Annotated in this window: 16 protein-coding genes; 5 read left to right on the plus strand and 11 right to left on the minus strand. The window is 52.5% G+C overall.

What is annotated here, in order from left to right; translation table 11 throughout:
- The first annotated feature begins 298 nt into the window (after nucleotides 1–298).
- On the plus strand, nucleotides 299–2,290 hold the full coding sequence (gene pdeR / locus BFV64_RS12355) for a cyclic di-GMP phosphodiesterase (RefSeq protein WP_014884078.1): 1,992 nt from the start codon (nucleotides 299–301) through the stop codon (nucleotides 2,288–2,290).
- Here pdeR and BFV64_RS12360 read toward each other — a convergent pair.
- On the minus strand, nucleotides 2,287–3,156 hold the full coding sequence (locus BFV64_RS12360) for a crotonase/enoyl-CoA hydratase family protein (protein WP_014884079.1): 870 nt from the start codon (nucleotides 3,154–3,156) through the stop codon (nucleotides 2,287–2,289). The genes pdeR and BFV64_RS12360 overlap by 4 nt on opposite strands.
- Before the next feature lie 193 nt (nucleotides 3,157–3,349).
- Here BFV64_RS12360 and BFV64_RS12365 point away from each other — a divergent pair, with 193 nt between their 5' ends.
- From BFV64_RS12365 to osmB, 3 genes are all read left to right on the plus strand, one after another.
- Complete coding sequence (locus tag BFV64_RS12365; protein ID WP_014884080.1) at nucleotides 3,350–3,532, plus strand: YciZ family protein; 183 nt, start codon at nucleotides 3,350–3,352, stop codon at nucleotides 3,530–3,532.
- A 43-nt stretch (nucleotides 3,533–3,575) separates the two neighbouring features.
- Complete coding sequence (gene yciT, locus BFV64_RS12370) at nucleotides 3,576–4,328, plus strand: DNA-binding transcriptional regulator YciT (RefSeq protein ID WP_014884081.1); 753 nt, start codon at nucleotides 3,576–3,578, stop codon at nucleotides 4,326–4,328.
- A gap of 266 nt (nucleotides 4,329–4,594) precedes the next feature.
- The gene (osmB, locus tag BFV64_RS12375; RefSeq protein ID WP_008501216.1) at nucleotides 4,595–4,813 is read left to right on the plus strand and encodes an osmotically-inducible lipoprotein OsmB; all 219 of its coding nucleotides are present in this window, start codon (nucleotides 4,595–4,597) and stop codon (nucleotides 4,811–4,813) included.
- 104 nt (nucleotides 4,814–4,917) lie between these two features.
- Here osmB and yciH read toward each other — a convergent pair whose 3' ends face one another.
- The 5 genes from yciH to pgpB all read right to left on the minus strand — a co-directional run bounded on the left by yciH (nucleotide 4,918) and on the right by pgpB (nucleotide 8,567).
- A complete protein-coding gene (yciH, locus tag BFV64_RS12380; RefSeq protein WP_014884082.1) occupies nucleotides 4,918–5,244 on the minus strand; it encodes a stress response translation initiation inhibitor YciH in 327 nt (108 codons plus the stop codon).
- Nucleotides 5,244–5,981 (minus strand): orotidine-5'-phosphate decarboxylase, encoded by a 738-nt coding sequence (gene pyrF / locus BFV64_RS12385; RefSeq protein ID WP_014884083.1) that lies wholly within the window; start codon nucleotides 5,979–5,981, stop codon nucleotides 5,244–5,246. The genes yciH and pyrF overlap by 1 nt, the downstream gene beginning before the upstream one ends.
- Nucleotides 5,982–6,166: 185 nt before the next feature.
- Entirely contained in the window at nucleotides 6,167–7,336 is a 1,170-nt protein-coding gene (lapB, locus tag BFV64_RS12390; protein ID WP_014884084.1) for a lipopolysaccharide assembly protein LapB, read from the minus strand.
- A 6-nt stretch (nucleotides 7,337–7,342) separates the two neighbouring features.
- Nucleotides 7,343–7,651, minus strand: a complete 309-nt coding sequence (locus tag BFV64_RS12395; protein ID WP_014884085.1) for a LapA family protein — start codon at nucleotides 7,649–7,651, stop codon at nucleotides 7,343–7,345.
- Between the two features lie 148 nt (nucleotides 7,652–7,799).
- A complete protein-coding gene (gene pgpB / locus BFV64_RS12400; RefSeq protein ID WP_023330548.1) occupies nucleotides 7,800–8,567 on the minus strand; it encodes a phosphatidylglycerophosphatase B in 768 nt (255 codons plus the stop codon).
- A gap of 197 nt (nucleotides 8,568–8,764) precedes the next feature.
- Between pgpB and ribA the strand changes: the two genes are divergently transcribed.
- Nucleotides 8,765–9,355 (plus strand): GTP cyclohydrolase II, encoded by a 591-nt coding sequence (gene ribA, locus BFV64_RS12405; protein WP_008501210.1) that lies wholly within the window; start codon nucleotides 8,765–8,767, stop codon nucleotides 9,353–9,355.
- Nucleotides 9,356–9,391: 36 nt separating this feature from the next.
- Here the strand turns inward: ribA and acnA are convergent, their stop codons facing one another.
- From acnA to cysB, 5 genes are all read right to left on the minus strand, one after another.
- Nucleotides 9,392–12,067: an aconitate hydratase AcnA gene (gene acnA / locus BFV64_RS12410; protein WP_059372350.1), complete on the minus strand. Its 2,676-nt coding sequence runs from the start codon at nucleotides 12,065–12,067 to the stop codon at nucleotides 9,392–9,394.
- A gap of 163 nt (nucleotides 12,068–12,230) precedes the next feature.
- Nucleotides 12,231–12,329, minus strand: a complete 99-nt coding sequence (gene ymiC / locus BFV64_RS25900) for a small membrane protein YmiC (protein ID WP_014884088.1) — start codon at nucleotides 12,327–12,329, stop codon at nucleotides 12,231–12,233.
- A 138-nt stretch (nucleotides 12,330–12,467) separates the two neighbouring features.
- Nucleotides 12,468–12,638 (minus strand): YciX family protein, encoded by a 171-nt coding sequence (locus BFV64_RS25750; RefSeq protein ID WP_045135519.1) that lies wholly within the window; start codon nucleotides 12,636–12,638, stop codon nucleotides 12,468–12,470.
- A gap of 2 nt (nucleotides 12,639–12,640) precedes the next feature.
- The gene (locus tag BFV64_RS12425) at nucleotides 12,641–12,781 is read right to left on the minus strand and encodes a YmiA family putative membrane protein (protein WP_213391151.1); all 141 of its coding nucleotides are present in this window, start codon (nucleotides 12,779–12,781) and stop codon (nucleotides 12,641–12,643) included.
- A 338-nt stretch (nucleotides 12,782–13,119) separates the two neighbouring features.
- Nucleotides 13,120–14,094: an HTH-type transcriptional regulator CysB gene (cysB, locus tag BFV64_RS12430; RefSeq protein WP_006175683.1), complete on the minus strand. Its 975-nt coding sequence runs from the start codon at nucleotides 14,092–14,094 to the stop codon at nucleotides 13,120–13,122.
- Nucleotides 14,095–14,124 lie beyond the last annotated feature (30 nt).

Raw genomic sequence — 14,124 nt, forward strand, 5'->3', positions numbered from 1 at the left:
CCGTTCGGGAAGGCCGACAATTTTTCTTTTTAACCCGCCCCACAAATTCATCATTTTTTCTGACTATTTTCCGATTCCCCCCGCCCAAAATGGCCATAATTATCTACAGTAAAAGAGTGCCGTCATATTCGGTCACCTGAATAGCTGGATGCTCAGTATTCTTTTTTGGCAGACTCGTTTTATTATAAGAAAGCAGGGAAAAACAATACGTTCACTTCGGTTTTACCGCTGTTTCACAACGGAAAAGTCGACTGCAAATGAATAATTTGTGCGCTAATGAGTAGCAGCGGGAGAAATCATGATCGACGATCTTGAGCAGAATTTGCTGTTTCGTTACATGGGTACTCACAGTCCGTGGTGGCGATTGTCGGCAGACAGCAACGCTCTGCACCTTGCCGCCAGCGAAAATGCCGATGCGACTCAGGTGGTGACGCTGGACGATGAACAAGCCACGTTGATCCGCCAGTTAACGGTAATTACCTCCAGCATTTCAATGAACCTCTCCCTGTATGGCGAAGAGGTTCCCGTGCATCTTGTCGGCCGCAAAATCACCCGAAACGAGTGGGCCGGCACGGCATCGGCCTGGAACGATACCCCCTCCGTAGCACGCGATCTCGCTCAAGGACTCTCCTTCGCGGAACAGGTGGTTTCGGAAGCGAATTCCGTCATTGTAATTCTCGATCAGCACGGTAATATTCAGCGTTTTAATCGCCTGAGCGAAGAGTATACCGGTCTGAAAGAGCAGGAAGTGATCGGTCAGAACGTGTTCAAATTGTTTATGAGTCGCAGCGAGGCGGCAGCCTCGAAGCGAAATATCACCGGTTTCTTCCGTAACGGCAGCTCCTACGAAGTCGAACGCTGGATCAAGACGCGGAAAGGACAACGCTTGTTTCTGTTCAGAAACAAATTCGTTCACAGCGGCAGCGGTAAAAACGAAATATTTCTTATTTGCTCCGGCACCGACATTACCGAGGAACGTCGGGCGCAGGAGCGCCTGCGCGTGCTGGCCAATACCGATACCATCACCGGTTTACCCAACCGCAATGCCATCCACGAACAGATCTCAGACGCCATCAACCATCGGGGCGAAACGCAGGTTGGCGTGGTGTATCTTGACCTGGATAACTTCAAAAAGGTCAACGATGCCTACGGGCATATGTTTGGCGATCAGCTCTTACAGGCGGTTGCACTCGCCATTCTGAGTTGCCTTGACGAGGGGCAGGTTCTGGCCCGGCTCGGCGGCGATGAGTTTATCGTGATGGCCACGAATACGTCTCAGGGCTCGCTGGAAGCGATGGCGTCGCGCATTCTGACCCGCCTGCGCCAGCCGTTCAGAATCGGGCTGATTGAGATATATACCGGCTGTTCTTTGGGTATCGCCCTCGCGCCGCAGCACGGGAACGATCGGGAAAGTGTGATTCGCAATGCCGATACGGCCATGTACACCGCCAAGGAAAATGGCAGGGGTAAGTTCTGCGTCTTCTCCCCTGAAATGAACCAGCGCGTATTTGAGTATCTTTGGCTGGACACCAATCTGCGTAAAGCGCTGGATAACGATCAGCTTCTGATTCACTACCAGCCTAAAATGACCTGGCGCGGTGAGGTCAGAAGTCTTGAGGCGCTGGTCCGCTGGCAGTCGCCGGAGCGCGGCTTGATCCCACCGCTGGAATTTATCTCTTATGCCGAAGAGTCCGGTTTGATTGTGCCGCTGGGGCGCTGGGTGATGCTCGACGTGGTTCGTCAGGTGGCGAAATGGCGTGACAAGGGGATTAACCTGCGCGTGGCCGTGAACGTCTCTGCACGTCAGCTTGCCGACCAGACGATTTTCAGCGATTTAAAGCAGGCGCTTAAGGATCTGCATTTTGAGTACTGCCCTATCGACGTCGAGTTAACAGAGAGCTGTCTCATCGAAAACGAAGAGCTGGCGCTTTCGGTGATCCAGCAATTCAGCCGACTCGGGGCACAAATACATCTGGATGACTTTGGTACGGGCTACTCTTCCCTTTCCCAGCTGGCGCGTTTTCCTATTGACGCCATTAAACTCGATCAATCTTTTGTCAGAGATATTCATAAGCAGTCCATCTCTCAGTCACTGGTACGCGCCATTGTCGCAGTGGCACAGGCCCTGAATCTGCAGGTGATCGCCGAGGGGGTGGAGAATGCAAAAGAAGACGCCTTTCTGACTAAGAATGGCGTCAACGAACGGCAGGGTTTCCTTTTTGCTAAGCCGATGCCCGCTGCCGCATTCGAGCGATGGCTAAAACGCTATCAGGCGCGACAACAGCGCTAGCTGGCCTTGCGTAAGCCCGCCGCATGATGGCGGTTTTGCAGCATCACCAGACGCTCCATGTAGGCGATATCTTTCGGCTCAAGGCAGAATGCGGCATCGACCCAGTCTTCGGTAATATCCATCAGCTCACTGCGTGGCAACTGCAGAACGCGCGTACGAGCACGCAGCATGGCTCTTACGCCGTTCAGTTTTGGCCGCAATGTGTCGATGAAGGTCCTGACCGAGACGTAGCTTTGCCCGGGTTCATACAGCACATCCACCAGCCCGTGCTGCTCGTACCATTCTGCCGTATGGGATTCCCCTTTGTAGATGAGCTCCTCCGCCAGCTTCATGCCTGAACGTCGAGCGACCAGAGAATACCCCCCCATCCCCGGGAACAGATTAAAGGCAATTTCCGGGAAACCTAACCGGGCATCACGCTGAGCCAGGACAAAATGGTGCGCCAGCGCTGCCTCAAATCCGCCGCCTAATGCGCTGCCTTCGACCATTGCCAGCGTGATGGCCCCCGTATCAAACCCTCTTGACGCCGCATGGACGCAATCAACACAGGCGCGGGCATACGCCCGTAACGCTTCACGCCGCCCGTTCTGAATGCACTCGACGAAGAACTGCAAGTCCCCTCCCACGTTGTACATTTCAGGAACAAGCGAGCCGGTAACCCAAAAATCGACCGCAAAACCCGACTGACGGACCAGCCAGGAAAGGTTCATGATCTCCTCAATTAAGGCATGGTTGAAGCAAGGACGCGGCTGAGCCCGCAGCATCATCCAGACGGTGCGTCGCTCCGCCTCGTAATACCCTGAGAGCTGCGTGAAACGTTCAGTATCGGTAAACAGTGTACAGGTAGGCTGATTGATAACTGTCATAGTCCAATTCCTCATATAAAAAAGCGCCTTGCGCGCAGTTTTAGACTAATCCACCGATTAAGCCTGCTATATGAGGGGGAATAAATTTATCACTTTCATTTATGTAATTTCGTTATTGCATTTTTTCCCTTCTCTTTTGACCCCATTTTCTGCATCATTGAAATTATTCACTTTTCGCTCCCGGGGAGAGATTATGTCTACTATTGATCCACAAGCTGTAGCACAACGTATTGATACCGTGCTGGATATTCTGGTGGCGGGTGATTATCACTCTGCGATCCGTAATCTCGAGATCCTGAAGTCTGAACTTCTTGCTCAGAATGGCGCTGACAACGCCCCCGAAAACAAACAGCCAAAAGCGCCGTGGGAAGTGTAATCCCACCGTTTCCGACCTCGTTTCGCTTTATTAAATGGATGCTATGAATTCCCGACAACAACTCATTTTGCAGATGGTCATCGATCAGGGGCGTGTAAGCGTGGTCGATCTCGCTAAAACCACCGGCGTCTCCGAAGTCACCATTCGTCAGGATCTTAATCTGCTGGAAAAACAGAGTTACCTGCGCCGTGCGCATGGTTATGCCGTGCCGCTGGACAGCGACGACGTTGAGACGCGCATGATGAATAACTACGCGCTTAAACGTGAACTGGCAGAGTTTGCCGCATCACTGGTAAACCCTGGCGAGACGGTCTTTATTGAAAACGGCAGCAGCAACGCCCTTCTGGCACGGACGCTCGCGGAACAAAAAGACGTGACTATCATCACTGTCAGCAGCTATATCGCCCATTTACTCAAAGAGACGCGCTGTGAGGTCATTTTGCTGGGTGGCATTTACCAAAAGAAAAGTGAAAGCATGGTGGGCCCGCTGACCCGGCAATATGTTCAGCAGGTGCATTTCAGTAAGGCCTTTATCGGCATTGACGGCTGGCAGCCGGAAACAGGTTTCACCGGCCGGGATATGATGCGCACTGACGTGGTGAATGCCGTACTGGAAAAAGAGTGTGAAGCCATTGTGCTCACTGACAGTTCCAAATTTGGCGCCGTCCATCCTTACACAATGGGTCCCGTCTCACGCTTCAGTCGCGTCATTACCGACGAACGGTTAAGTGACGAGCATCGTAATAAGCTGGAAGAAGACGGTCTGATTGTCGATATTATTAAAACGTCCGCCTGAGTCCATTTCGCGCCCGTCATTCGGGCGCATGCATATCCCTTCGTCTGAGACGATTCCTAACGCCCCTTTAAGAGTTTTTACCTGTTTAACCCGCATTAAAGTCGTAAAATTAATGTTAGCGATATAACAGGAAGTGACTATCACTTGCGTGATTACGTAACGCCTGCGCGACCAGCTTTCACGGAAAAAAGAATAATTAGGTATTCGTTTTGTCTATACTTAACGTGTACCTCTTTCCGTGAATCGATAATTCAGGAGAAAGTATTATGACCTTAACCAGCAAAAAATTAGCCGCCGCTGTTCTGGCAATCACTGTAGCAATGTCCCTGAGCGCATGCTCTAACTGGTCTAAACGTGACCGTAACACCGCCATTGGTGCCGGTGCAGGTGCACTCGGTGGTGCAGTCTTAACAGATGGTAGCACGCTGGGTACATTGGGTGGCGCTGCTGTCGGTGGTATTATCGGTCACCAGGTTGGCAAATAATTATTCTATAAGCCTTCCCGACATCGCGATTTAGCGTCGCATTTCAGGTCTGACTTACGCACGTATATATCACGAGCCACGGCATTTGCCGTGGCTCATTTATTTTAACCGCCTGCCAGTTTGACTTTCATGCCCTTTGCTTCAAGCAGCGATTTAATTAAATCGCGTTTATCACCCTGAATTTCAATAATGCCGTCTTTCACGGCACCACCGCAGCCACATTTCTTTTTCAACTCAGCCGCCAGTTTTGTTAGTTCAGCATCATCCTGGTCAATTCCTGAGATAAGGCAAACCCCTTTCCCTTTTCGTCCACTGGTTTGACGCTGGATACGCACAATACCGTCGCCCTTCGGACGTTCCACTTTGGTTTTCGGCTCATCTATGCGCCCACTCTCCGTTGAGTAGACCAGACGACTGTTGGAATCGGTCATTACGCCCCCTTTTTCAGTGATGCGTTGATTGCCTTAAGCGTCTCTGCCGGGTTAGCTGACTGCGTTACTGGCCGCCCGATAACCATATAATCCACACCAGCAGCCAGCGCCTGCTCAGGCGTCATAATACGGCGCTGATCGCCTACGTCGCTGCCTGCCGGACGAATACCTGGCGTGACCAGTTTAAAATCTTTGCCCAGTTCTGATTTGAAGCGGACCGCTTCCTGTGCGGAGCAGACGACGCCATCCAGCCCGCAGTTCTGCGTCAGACGCGCAAGACGCTCGGCATGTTCGGCAGGTGACAATGTCACGCCAAGATCGCGTAAATCACTTTCGTCCATACTGGTCAATACGGTCACCGCAATCAGCAATGGCGCATCTTTCCCGAACGGCAGGAGGGCTTCACGTGCGGCAGTCATCATTCTCGCTCCGCCCGACGCATGGACGTTGACCATCCATACACCCAGCTCTGCGGCGGCGGCAACGGCGTGCGCCGTGGTATTCGGGATGTCATGGAACTTGAGATCGAGGAAGACATCGAAACCACGCTGCTGCAGATCGCGGACGATTTGCGGTCCAAACAGCGTGAACATCTCTTTACCAACTTTCAGGCGGCAATCGCGAGGATCGATACCGTCGACAAAGGCCAGTGCAGCGTCACGCTTATTGTAATCAAGCGCGACAACAACAGGAGAATCCGTAATAACGCGGGAAGTGGAGGAAGTAACAGACGTCATGACCAGCCCTTTTCGTCTATGGGCGCGCAGCGGCGCGGAACAGATAAACGGCCAGCATTCTACCTGCCGCCGCCGCAAATTGACAGAATCCATTTGCGCCCCTGCCAGGCTGGCACACCGCACGGTGTTAAGGAAGGGGTAAAAATCAACAGTATGTTGTAACTAAAATGAGGTGTTTTAAAAAATTACTGTCCGTCAAGACCACGGATTGGCTTGATGGTGGACCAGGCCCGGCAGGAAGGACAATGCCAGTAAAGCGTATACGCGGTAAAACCACACTTCTGGCAACGGTAGCGCGGTTTACTCCGCACCTGCTCGCCGACCATGTCGCGCAGCACCATCAGGCTCTCTTTGGCTCGCCCTTCTTCTGCGTCGTTCAGGTGGTAATCCATCAGCTTATGGAATACCCGCATCGTCGGATGACGCTGTAGCTGACGGGTAATATACACCTGCGCGGTGTCGGTCCCTTCGTACTGCTCAACCACGTCTGAGAGCATCAGCTCTGCGGTTGCGCCGGTATTCTCTTCCACGCAACGGCGCAGGAATGCTACCCACTCTTCCTGCTTGCCCAGCTGTTGATAGCAGGTTTGCAGCATCTCCAGCGTTTCACTGACCAGCTCTTTGTCCTGGTCAATCACCCGAAGCAGGCTTTCAACGGCTTTGGCGTAATCGCCACTCGCCATAAAAACGCGTCCCATCATGATAGAGATACGCGCGCTATTGCGATCTGCTGCTGCACCTTTCTTCAGCAACGCCATGGCTTTGTCCATGTCGTCGTTGCCCATCTGCTGAAGGGCAAGTTCACAGTAGAAATGGGCTATCTCAACACGCTGCTTATCTTTACCCAGCTTCACCAGCCGCTCGGCAGTATCAATGGCTTTTTGCCATTCGCTGGTGGCCTGATAAATTTGCAGTAATTGCTGCAACGCACCGATACGGAAATCCGTTTCATCAATCAGCTGCGAGAACATATCTTCAGCGCGGTCGTACAGCCCGGCAGCCATGTAATCGCGCCCCAGTTGCTGGACCGCGAGGAGACGTTGATCGTAGGTCAGCGAGGCGCTTTCCATGAGGGTCTGGTGGATACGGATGGCACGGTCAACCTCGCCACGCGAGCGGAACAGGTTACCGAGCGTGAGATGGGCTTCGACGGTCCCCGTATCCTCTTTCAGCATATCGAGGAACAAGTCTACCGCTTTATCCTGCTGATTACTCAGGAGGAAGTTCACCCCCGCAACGTAGTCGCGAGAGAGACGGTTAGCCTCATCCTGCTTTGTTTGTTGCGCACTTCTGCGGCCCATATACCAGCCATAGGCAGCGGCTACAGGCAAAAGCAGAAACAACAACTCCAGCATCGTCGATTATTCCTTCACGACCGGCACACCAGAGCTTTCCGGAATGTCGGACGCAGGCGCAATGTTATGCTCAAGTCGTTTAATTTTACGTTCAGCGCGTGCAAGAGAAACACGGACTTTCAGCCAGAACAGACCGCAAACCAGCCAGCCAATGGCAAAGCCTGCGGCAAACAAGACCGCAAGCAGACTTGATACGCGATACTCGCCCTGCGCCAGCAGATAGTTAAACGTCACCTGTTGATCGTTTTGTGCACCCAATGTGACTGAAATGACAAAAATCGCCAATACCAGTAAGAAAATGAGTAAATATTTCACATTACTTCCCGTTATGTGGTTCAAGCGAATAAAGTGTGTTCAACTTACCGCAATCAGCCTTATAAACTACCATTTTAGCGACGGGCGCGAAACGGAAAAAGTGACGCACACGTCATGGATTTATGGGCAAAATGCGCAATATCAACCGTCAGGCGTCGCTTTGCTCCCTTTCGGCGATTTCTTCTTTCTCTTCAGGCGGTGGCGTAAGCGGGCCACAGAGTCGTTCCGCAAGCCAGGTTGCCAGCGTCACCAGCAGCCATGAGATCAGCGTAGCGACCACCAGGTCCCGTGGCCAGTGCATCCCCAGCAGCAAGCGGCTGCCCATCACTCCCGTTGCCCAGATCAGTAATATCCCGATGGTAACCGTTCGACGTCGTGGCCAAAGCAGCCCAACAGCCAACAGCGCCCAGCTGGCCGCAAACATCGTGTGGCCGGAAGGAAACGCGAAGCCCGTCTCTTTTTGCCAGTGTTTACGCAAGAACTTCGGAATATCCTGCTGTTCCGTAAGCTGTTCTTTCACCAGCGCACCGCGATCTTTACGCTTTAAATTGTAGAACTCATCTACCGGAATATGGTGTGTTTTTTCCAGCCAGACGACAAACGGTCGTGGCTCCTGAACATGGTCTTTCACCCAGGACTTAACGCCCTGACCAATAACGATCGCGCCACCCAGGATAGCAAAGAGCATCAGCGCCGCGCGCAGACGAAAACGCAGGCACCACAGGAACCAGCCACAGAGAATGATATGGGTGATAATTCCCCACGGTTGCGTGACCGTCTCCGTTACCCAGTACAACGTTTTCAGCCACGTGGCATTCTGCCCGGGCTGCCACATCCAGCCGGAGACCCATACGGTCAAAGGCATAATCAGTAAAATGGCCGCGCCTGCTGCCGTACGTCTGGCGATTGAAAGCATGTCTTCTCCTTTTACGCTAAGCCTCACAATCATAACTGAAATTCATCCGATGGGTGGAGATGTCGGATCGTGCGTTTAACGTTCATATAGCATGGTGCCCATTAGGCGAACGTGCTGAGCTTGTGGCAAAATGAACAGATACAGAAAGTAAAACAGGCGCAAGACACGAAACGTGTCAGCCTACTCTGGAGAATCACATGCAGCTTAAACGTGTGGCAGAAGCCAAACTGCCAACCCCATGGGGCGATTTCCTGATGGTGGGGTTTGAAGAACTGGCAACCGGACAGGATCATGTTGCGCTGGTCTACGGCGATATTTCAGGGCAGACGCCGGTGCTGTCCCGCGTCCATTCGGAGTGTCTGACCGGCGATGCGTTGTTCAGCCTGCGCTGTGATTGCGGTTTCCAGCTGGAAGCTGCCCTTTCTCATATTGCCGAAGAAGGCCGCGGTGTGTTGCTCTATCACCGTCAGGAAGGTCGTAATATTGGCCTGCTGAATAAAATCCGCGCATACGCGCTGCAGGACCAGGGCTACGATACGGTAGAAGCCAACCATCAGCTCGGTTTTGCCGCCGATGAACGTGACTTCACCCTGTGTGCGGACATGTTCAAGCTGCTGGGCGTCGACGAGGTTCGTCTGCTGACGAACAACCCGAAAAAAGTGGAAATCCTCACCGAAGCGGGAATCAACATTGTCGAACGTGTGCCGCTGATTGTTGGCCGCAACCCGAAAAACGCCCATTATCTTGATACTAAAGCCGCCAAGATGGGCCATCTGCTGAAAGAGTGAAAGTAAAAAGCCCGGCATAAGCGCCGGGCTTTTTTATCAATCGAGCATCTTACGAATCACATAGTGTAAAATGCCGTCGTTCTGGTAGTAGGTCAATTCGGTTGCCGTATCAATACGGCACCGGCAGTCCAGTACCTCCGTCTTCCCGTCAGCTCGCGTCAGCTTCACCGGCACCGTTTTACCCGGCTGCAGGTTTTGCAGACCACTAATATCAATCTGCTCTTCTCCGGTCAGCCCCAGCGTTTTACGGGTTACGCCCTGCGGGAACTCAAGCGGCAGAATCCCCATGCCGATGAGGTTCGAGCGGTGAATACGTTCAAACGACTCGGCGATCACCACACGAACACCAAGCAGGCGCGGCCCTTTCGCCGCCCAGTCACGGCTGGAACCGGAACCGTACTCTTTCCCGGCAATCACCGCCAGCGGCGTACCTTTCTGTTGATATTTCACGGCTGCATCGTAAATCGACACGACGTCCGTCCCCGGCAGATGGCGCGTCATCCCCCCTTCCACCCCCGGAACCATTTCATTACGAATGCGAATGTTGGCAAACGTGCCCCGCATCATGACTTCATGGTTACCGCGGCGCGAACCGTAGGAGTTAAAATCGCGGCGCTCCACTCCCCGGCTTTGCAAATAACGGCCCGCCGGGCTGTCGGCTTTGATACTCCCCGCCGGAGAGATATGGTCAGTGGTGACAGAATCCCCCAGCATGGCCAGGATGCGCGCCCCATGAATATCTTTAAGCGGCGCAGGCTCGGCGAGCATCTCATCAAAGAACGGAGACAGACGAATATAGGTCGAGTCATCCTGCCAGTCATAGGTGTCCGACCCCACGACATTGATGGTTTTCCATTCCGGCGTGCCTTCGAAGACCTCCGCATACTCTTTGCGGAACATCTCTGTAGAGACCTTTTCAACGGCCATCGCAATTTCACGCGAGGACGGCCAGATATCTTTCAGGTAGACGGGATCGTTCTTGCGGTCGTGACCAATCGGATCGGTCACCAGGTTAATGTTCATGTTCCCGGCCAGCGCATAGGCCACCACCAGGGGCGGCGAAGCAAGCCAGTTGGTTTTGACCAGTGGATGAATACGCCCTTCAAAGTTACGGTTGCCGGAAAGAACGGCGCCTACCGTCAAATCGCCCTGCTTGATCGCCGTTTCAATGGGCTCAGGCAGCGGACCGGAGTTACCAATGCAGGTCGTACAGCCATACCCCACGAGGTTAAAACCCAGCTCATCAAGATAAGGCGTCAGCTTAGCCTGCGCCAGGTAATCCGAAACCACTTTGGAGCCCGGCGCCAGCGAGGCTTTGACCCACGGTTGAGGTTTCAGACCCAGTTCAACCGCTTTTTTCGCCAGCAGACCGGCCGCCATTAAAACACTGGGGTTTGAGGTGTTGGTACAGGAGGTGATGGCGGCAATCACAACCGCCCCGTCCGGAAGTTGATATTGATGGCCGTTCAACACATAGTCGATGGGACGATGGTCTTTCTTCGCCACGTTGACTTCCAGCTCATTGCTGGCCGCAAAGGCTTTCGGCACGTCTGTCAACGCGACGCGATCCTGCGGACGTTTTGGCCCGGCGAGGCTTGCCTCAACGCTGCCCATATCAAGCTCAAGCGTACTGGTAAATACCGGTTCATCGCCCGGATTGCGCCACATGCCCTGCGCTTTGGTATAGGCCTCTACCAGCGCCACCTGCTCTTCGCTGCGTCCACTCAGACGCATGTACTCCAGCGTGACGTCATCAATTGGGAAAAAGCCACAGGTTGCGCCATATTCTGGCGCCATGTTGGCAATGGTCGCCCGGTCAGCCAGGGGCAGCGAATCCAGCCCGTCCCCGTAGAACTCAACAAATTTACCCACCACCCCATGCTTACGCAGCATCTGGGTAACGGTGAGTACCAAATCGGTCGCGGTAATGCCTTCTGAAAGTTTTCCTGTCAGCTTAAAGCCCACGACATCCGGAATCAGCATGGAGACCGGCTGACCGAGCATGGCGGCTTCCGCTTCGATTCCGCCGACACCCCAGCCCAGCACGCCGAGGCCGTTAATCATGGTGGTGTGGGAATCTGTACCCACCAGCGTATCCGGATAAGCCACCCACTCTTTGTCCTGTAATTCGCTCCAGACGGCTTTACCAAGATACTCAAGGTTAACCTGGTGGCAAATACCCGTGCCCGGTGGAACCACGCTAAAGCGGCTGAATGCCTGCTGGCCCCACTTCAGGAAAACATAACGTTCGTGGTTACGCTCCATCTCCAGACGCACGTTCTCGCCAAAGGCATCGTCATCACCGAAATGGTCAACGGTCACGGAGTGGTCAATCACGAGGTCAACGGGGGAAAGCGGGTTCACTTTGGCCGTATCGCCGCCGAGGCGTTTAACCGCCTCGCGCATCGCGGCGAGATCCACCACGGCAGGTACACCGGTAAAGTCCTGCATCAGGACCCTTGCCGGGCGGTAGGCAATTTCTCTGTCGGCATGGGCATGCTTCAGCCACCCCGCCAGCGCCTGGATATCATCGAGCGTGACGGAATCACCGTCCTGCCAGCGCAAGAGGTTTTCCATCAGAACTTTCAAGGACTTGGGTAAACGCGAAATGTCCCCAAGCGTTCTGGCAGCCAGCGGCAGGCTATAGTAATGCCAGGTTTTATTTTCTGCCTGTAATGTGTCCTTACTGGCTTCGCGTAGGGTTAACGACATAAGCTCCTCCTTAATTACAGAGATGTCCTGACAATCATCAGGGCCGTAATTAAAGATAACACAAAGATGTCGTAACGTTTTGATAACAACCCGAATTGATAAATTTAGGAATGGTCCAGAGGACGTCAAAACAAAAAACCCCGCCGCAGCGAGGTTTTATCATTTAGCGGATGGCCAGCCAGATGAGCTGACTCCAGAACAGGATCGACAGGGTAAACACGCCAATCCATGACCAGTATTTGTGAGACGTCATGTTATTCATCATAGGGACACCAGGCATTATTTATTAAACATTCCGAGGCAGGTCCTCAGTGCGATATTGCTGATGTGTATTTATTAAAGAGTACAAAGGTGCATAGTCGTTATTCAGACCCAATGCATCATTACGCAAAAAACTAAATTATTGTTTTTTGGGTTCGTCTTCCGCGAACACATCAATAAAGGCTTGCTGCTGCGGCGTCAGTTTCCAGGATGCAGGCACAACTGTCGCAGGAGTCTTACGTCCTTTGTGGACAGTGTCATGACGCTGACACATCTGTTTTACCGTTTCTGTACGTACCGTCACTGCCATATTCAACCCCAATATTTCCAGGCCAGGAGAGCAACCATCAGCCAGAACAGGGCGGAGACGAGAAAGACCGCCAGCCAGGCTTTACGCTTGAGCGCAGGATCCCTTTGCGGTTCTTCACTTCCTGAAGGCATTGCTAACCTCATACAATCGATATCGCTTATCATTTAGGACCAAACAATTGGTACAATTAATCATCTGTTGAGATAAATCCTAAAGAAACTTTAGCCGAAAAGCCAGTGAATTTACGCATCCGGAGGTATGAAATATTCATTCTTTTGACCACAAATAAATATTTGAAAAGAAAAATTTGCGTAGCCGTTAATTAGTTTCTATTTTTGTCGCCAATTCACGACATTAAAACCATACAAAATAAAAGGATAATGACAATATATGGCAGGGAGAGCGCAGATGATGATAATTCTAATTTAGCTTTAAGGCGGTATTTCGGTATCTTTCCGTTAGGGAAAGATACCGGGTGTGATTATTTTGCGGGGAGTTTGATGTCTTTAAACATCTCTTCAATATCTTCATTTGAGCGTAATGCAACGGCGGTATCCACCACGTCACGCGTTAAATGCGGGGCAAAGCGCTGAATAAAATCATACATATAGCTACGCAGGAAGGTACTGCGACGGAAGCCAATTTTTGTGGTACTGTGGCTAAAAATATCGTGTGCATCAAGACGTACCAGATCAGGGTCTGACACCGGGTCGACCGCCATGCTGGCAATAACGCCCACGCCCAGACCAAGCCGTACGTAAGTCTTGATGACGTCGGCATCGGTAGCGGTAAAGACAATGCGTGGGGTTAACCCGGCACGGTTAAAGGCGGTATCAAGCTCGGAACGTCCGGTAAAGCCAAACGTATAGGTGACTAACGGATATTGCGCCAGCTCTTCAATCGTTACCGACCCTTTCCCCGCCAGCGGGTGATCGGGGGTCACTACGATCGATCGGTTCCAGTGATAGCACGGAAGCATTACCAGATCGTCATACAGGTGGAGCGCTTCCGTCGCGATGGCAAAATCGGCATTCCCCTTCGACACCGCTTCAGCGATTTGCGTCGGTGACCCCTGATGCATATGCAAAGAGACGCGCGGATAACGCTCGATAAAGCCCTTAATGACGCCAGGTAATGCATAGCGCGCCTGGGTGTGCGTGGTGGCAATATACAGCGAGCCTTTATCTGGCCAGGTATGTTCTCCTGCAACAGATTTAATCGCATCGACTTTGGAGAGGACTTCACGCGCAATGCGAATAATTTCCTGCCCCGCTGGCGTCACCTGCGTAAGGTGCTTACCGCTACGGGCGAAAATCTGAATACCTAATTCATCCTCCAGCATGCGAACCTGCTTGCTGATGCCCGGTTGCGAGGTATATAGCCCCTCGGCAGTGGAAGAGACATTAAGGTTGTGATTCACCACCTCAACGATATAACGAAGCTGCTGTAATTTCATGCCAGACCATCCGATTTAGCGCACGCGGTC

This window comes from Enterobacter kobei (genome assembly GCF_001729765.1).
Lineage (GTDB): Bacteria > Pseudomonadota > Gammaproteobacteria > Enterobacterales > Enterobacteriaceae > Enterobacter > Enterobacter kobei.

What these genes read in the sequence shown, in the direction of transcription:
- pdeR (WP_014884078.1), top strand. Translation starts at nt 299, where the DNA reads ATGATCGACGATCTTGAGCAGAATTTGCTGTTTCGTTACATGGGTACT.
- BFV64_RS12360 (WP_014884079.1), bottom strand. Translation starts at nt 3,156, where the DNA reads ATGACAGTTATCAATCAGCCTACCTGTACACTGTTTACCGATACTGAA.
- BFV64_RS12365 (WP_014884080.1), top strand. Translation starts at nt 3,350, where the DNA reads ATGTCTACTATTGATCCACAAGCTGTAGCACAACGTATTGATACCGTG.
- yciT (WP_014884081.1), top strand. Translation starts at nt 3,576, where the DNA reads ATGAATTCCCGACAACAACTCATTTTGCAGATGGTCATCGATCAGGGG.
- osmB (WP_008501216.1), top strand. Translation starts at nt 4,595, where the DNA reads ATGACCTTAACCAGCAAAAAATTAGCCGCCGCTGTTCTGGCAATCACT.
- yciH (WP_014884082.1), bottom strand. Translation starts at nt 5,244, where the DNA reads ATGACCGATTCCAACAGTCGTCTGGTCTACTCAACGGAGAGTGGGCGC.
- pyrF (WP_014884083.1), bottom strand. Translation starts at nt 5,981, where the DNA reads ATGACGTCTGTTACTTCCTCCACTTCCCGCGTTATTACGGATTCTCCT.
- lapB (WP_014884084.1), bottom strand. Translation starts at nt 7,336, where the DNA reads ATGCTGGAGTTGTTGTTTCTGCTTTTGCCTGTAGCCGCTGCCTATGGC.
- pgpB (WP_023330548.1), bottom strand. Translation starts at nt 8,567, where the DNA reads ATGCTTTCAATCGCCAGACGTACGGCAGCAGGCGCGGCCATTTTACTG.
- ribA (WP_008501210.1), top strand. Translation starts at nt 8,765, where the DNA reads ATGCAGCTTAAACGTGTGGCAGAAGCCAAACTGCCAACCCCATGGGGC.
- acnA (WP_059372350.1), bottom strand. Translation starts at nt 12,067, where the DNA reads ATGTCGTTAACCCTACGCGAAGCCAGTAAGGACACATTACAGGCAGAA.
- ymiC (WP_014884088.1), bottom strand. Translation starts at nt 12,329, where the DNA reads ATGAATAACATGACGTCTCACAAATACTGGTCATGGATTGGCGTGTTT.
- BFV64_RS25750 (WP_045135519.1), bottom strand. Translation starts at nt 12,638, where the DNA reads ATGGCAGTGACGGTACGTACAGAAACGGTAAAACAGATGTGTCAGCGT.
- BFV64_RS12425 (WP_213391151.1), bottom strand. Translation starts at nt 12,781, where the DNA reads ATGAGGTTAGCAATGCCTTCAGGAAGTGAAGAACCGCAAAGGGATCCT.
- cysB (WP_006175683.1), bottom strand. Translation starts at nt 14,094, where the DNA reads ATGAAATTACAGCAGCTTCGTTATATCGTTGAGGTGGTGAATCACAAC.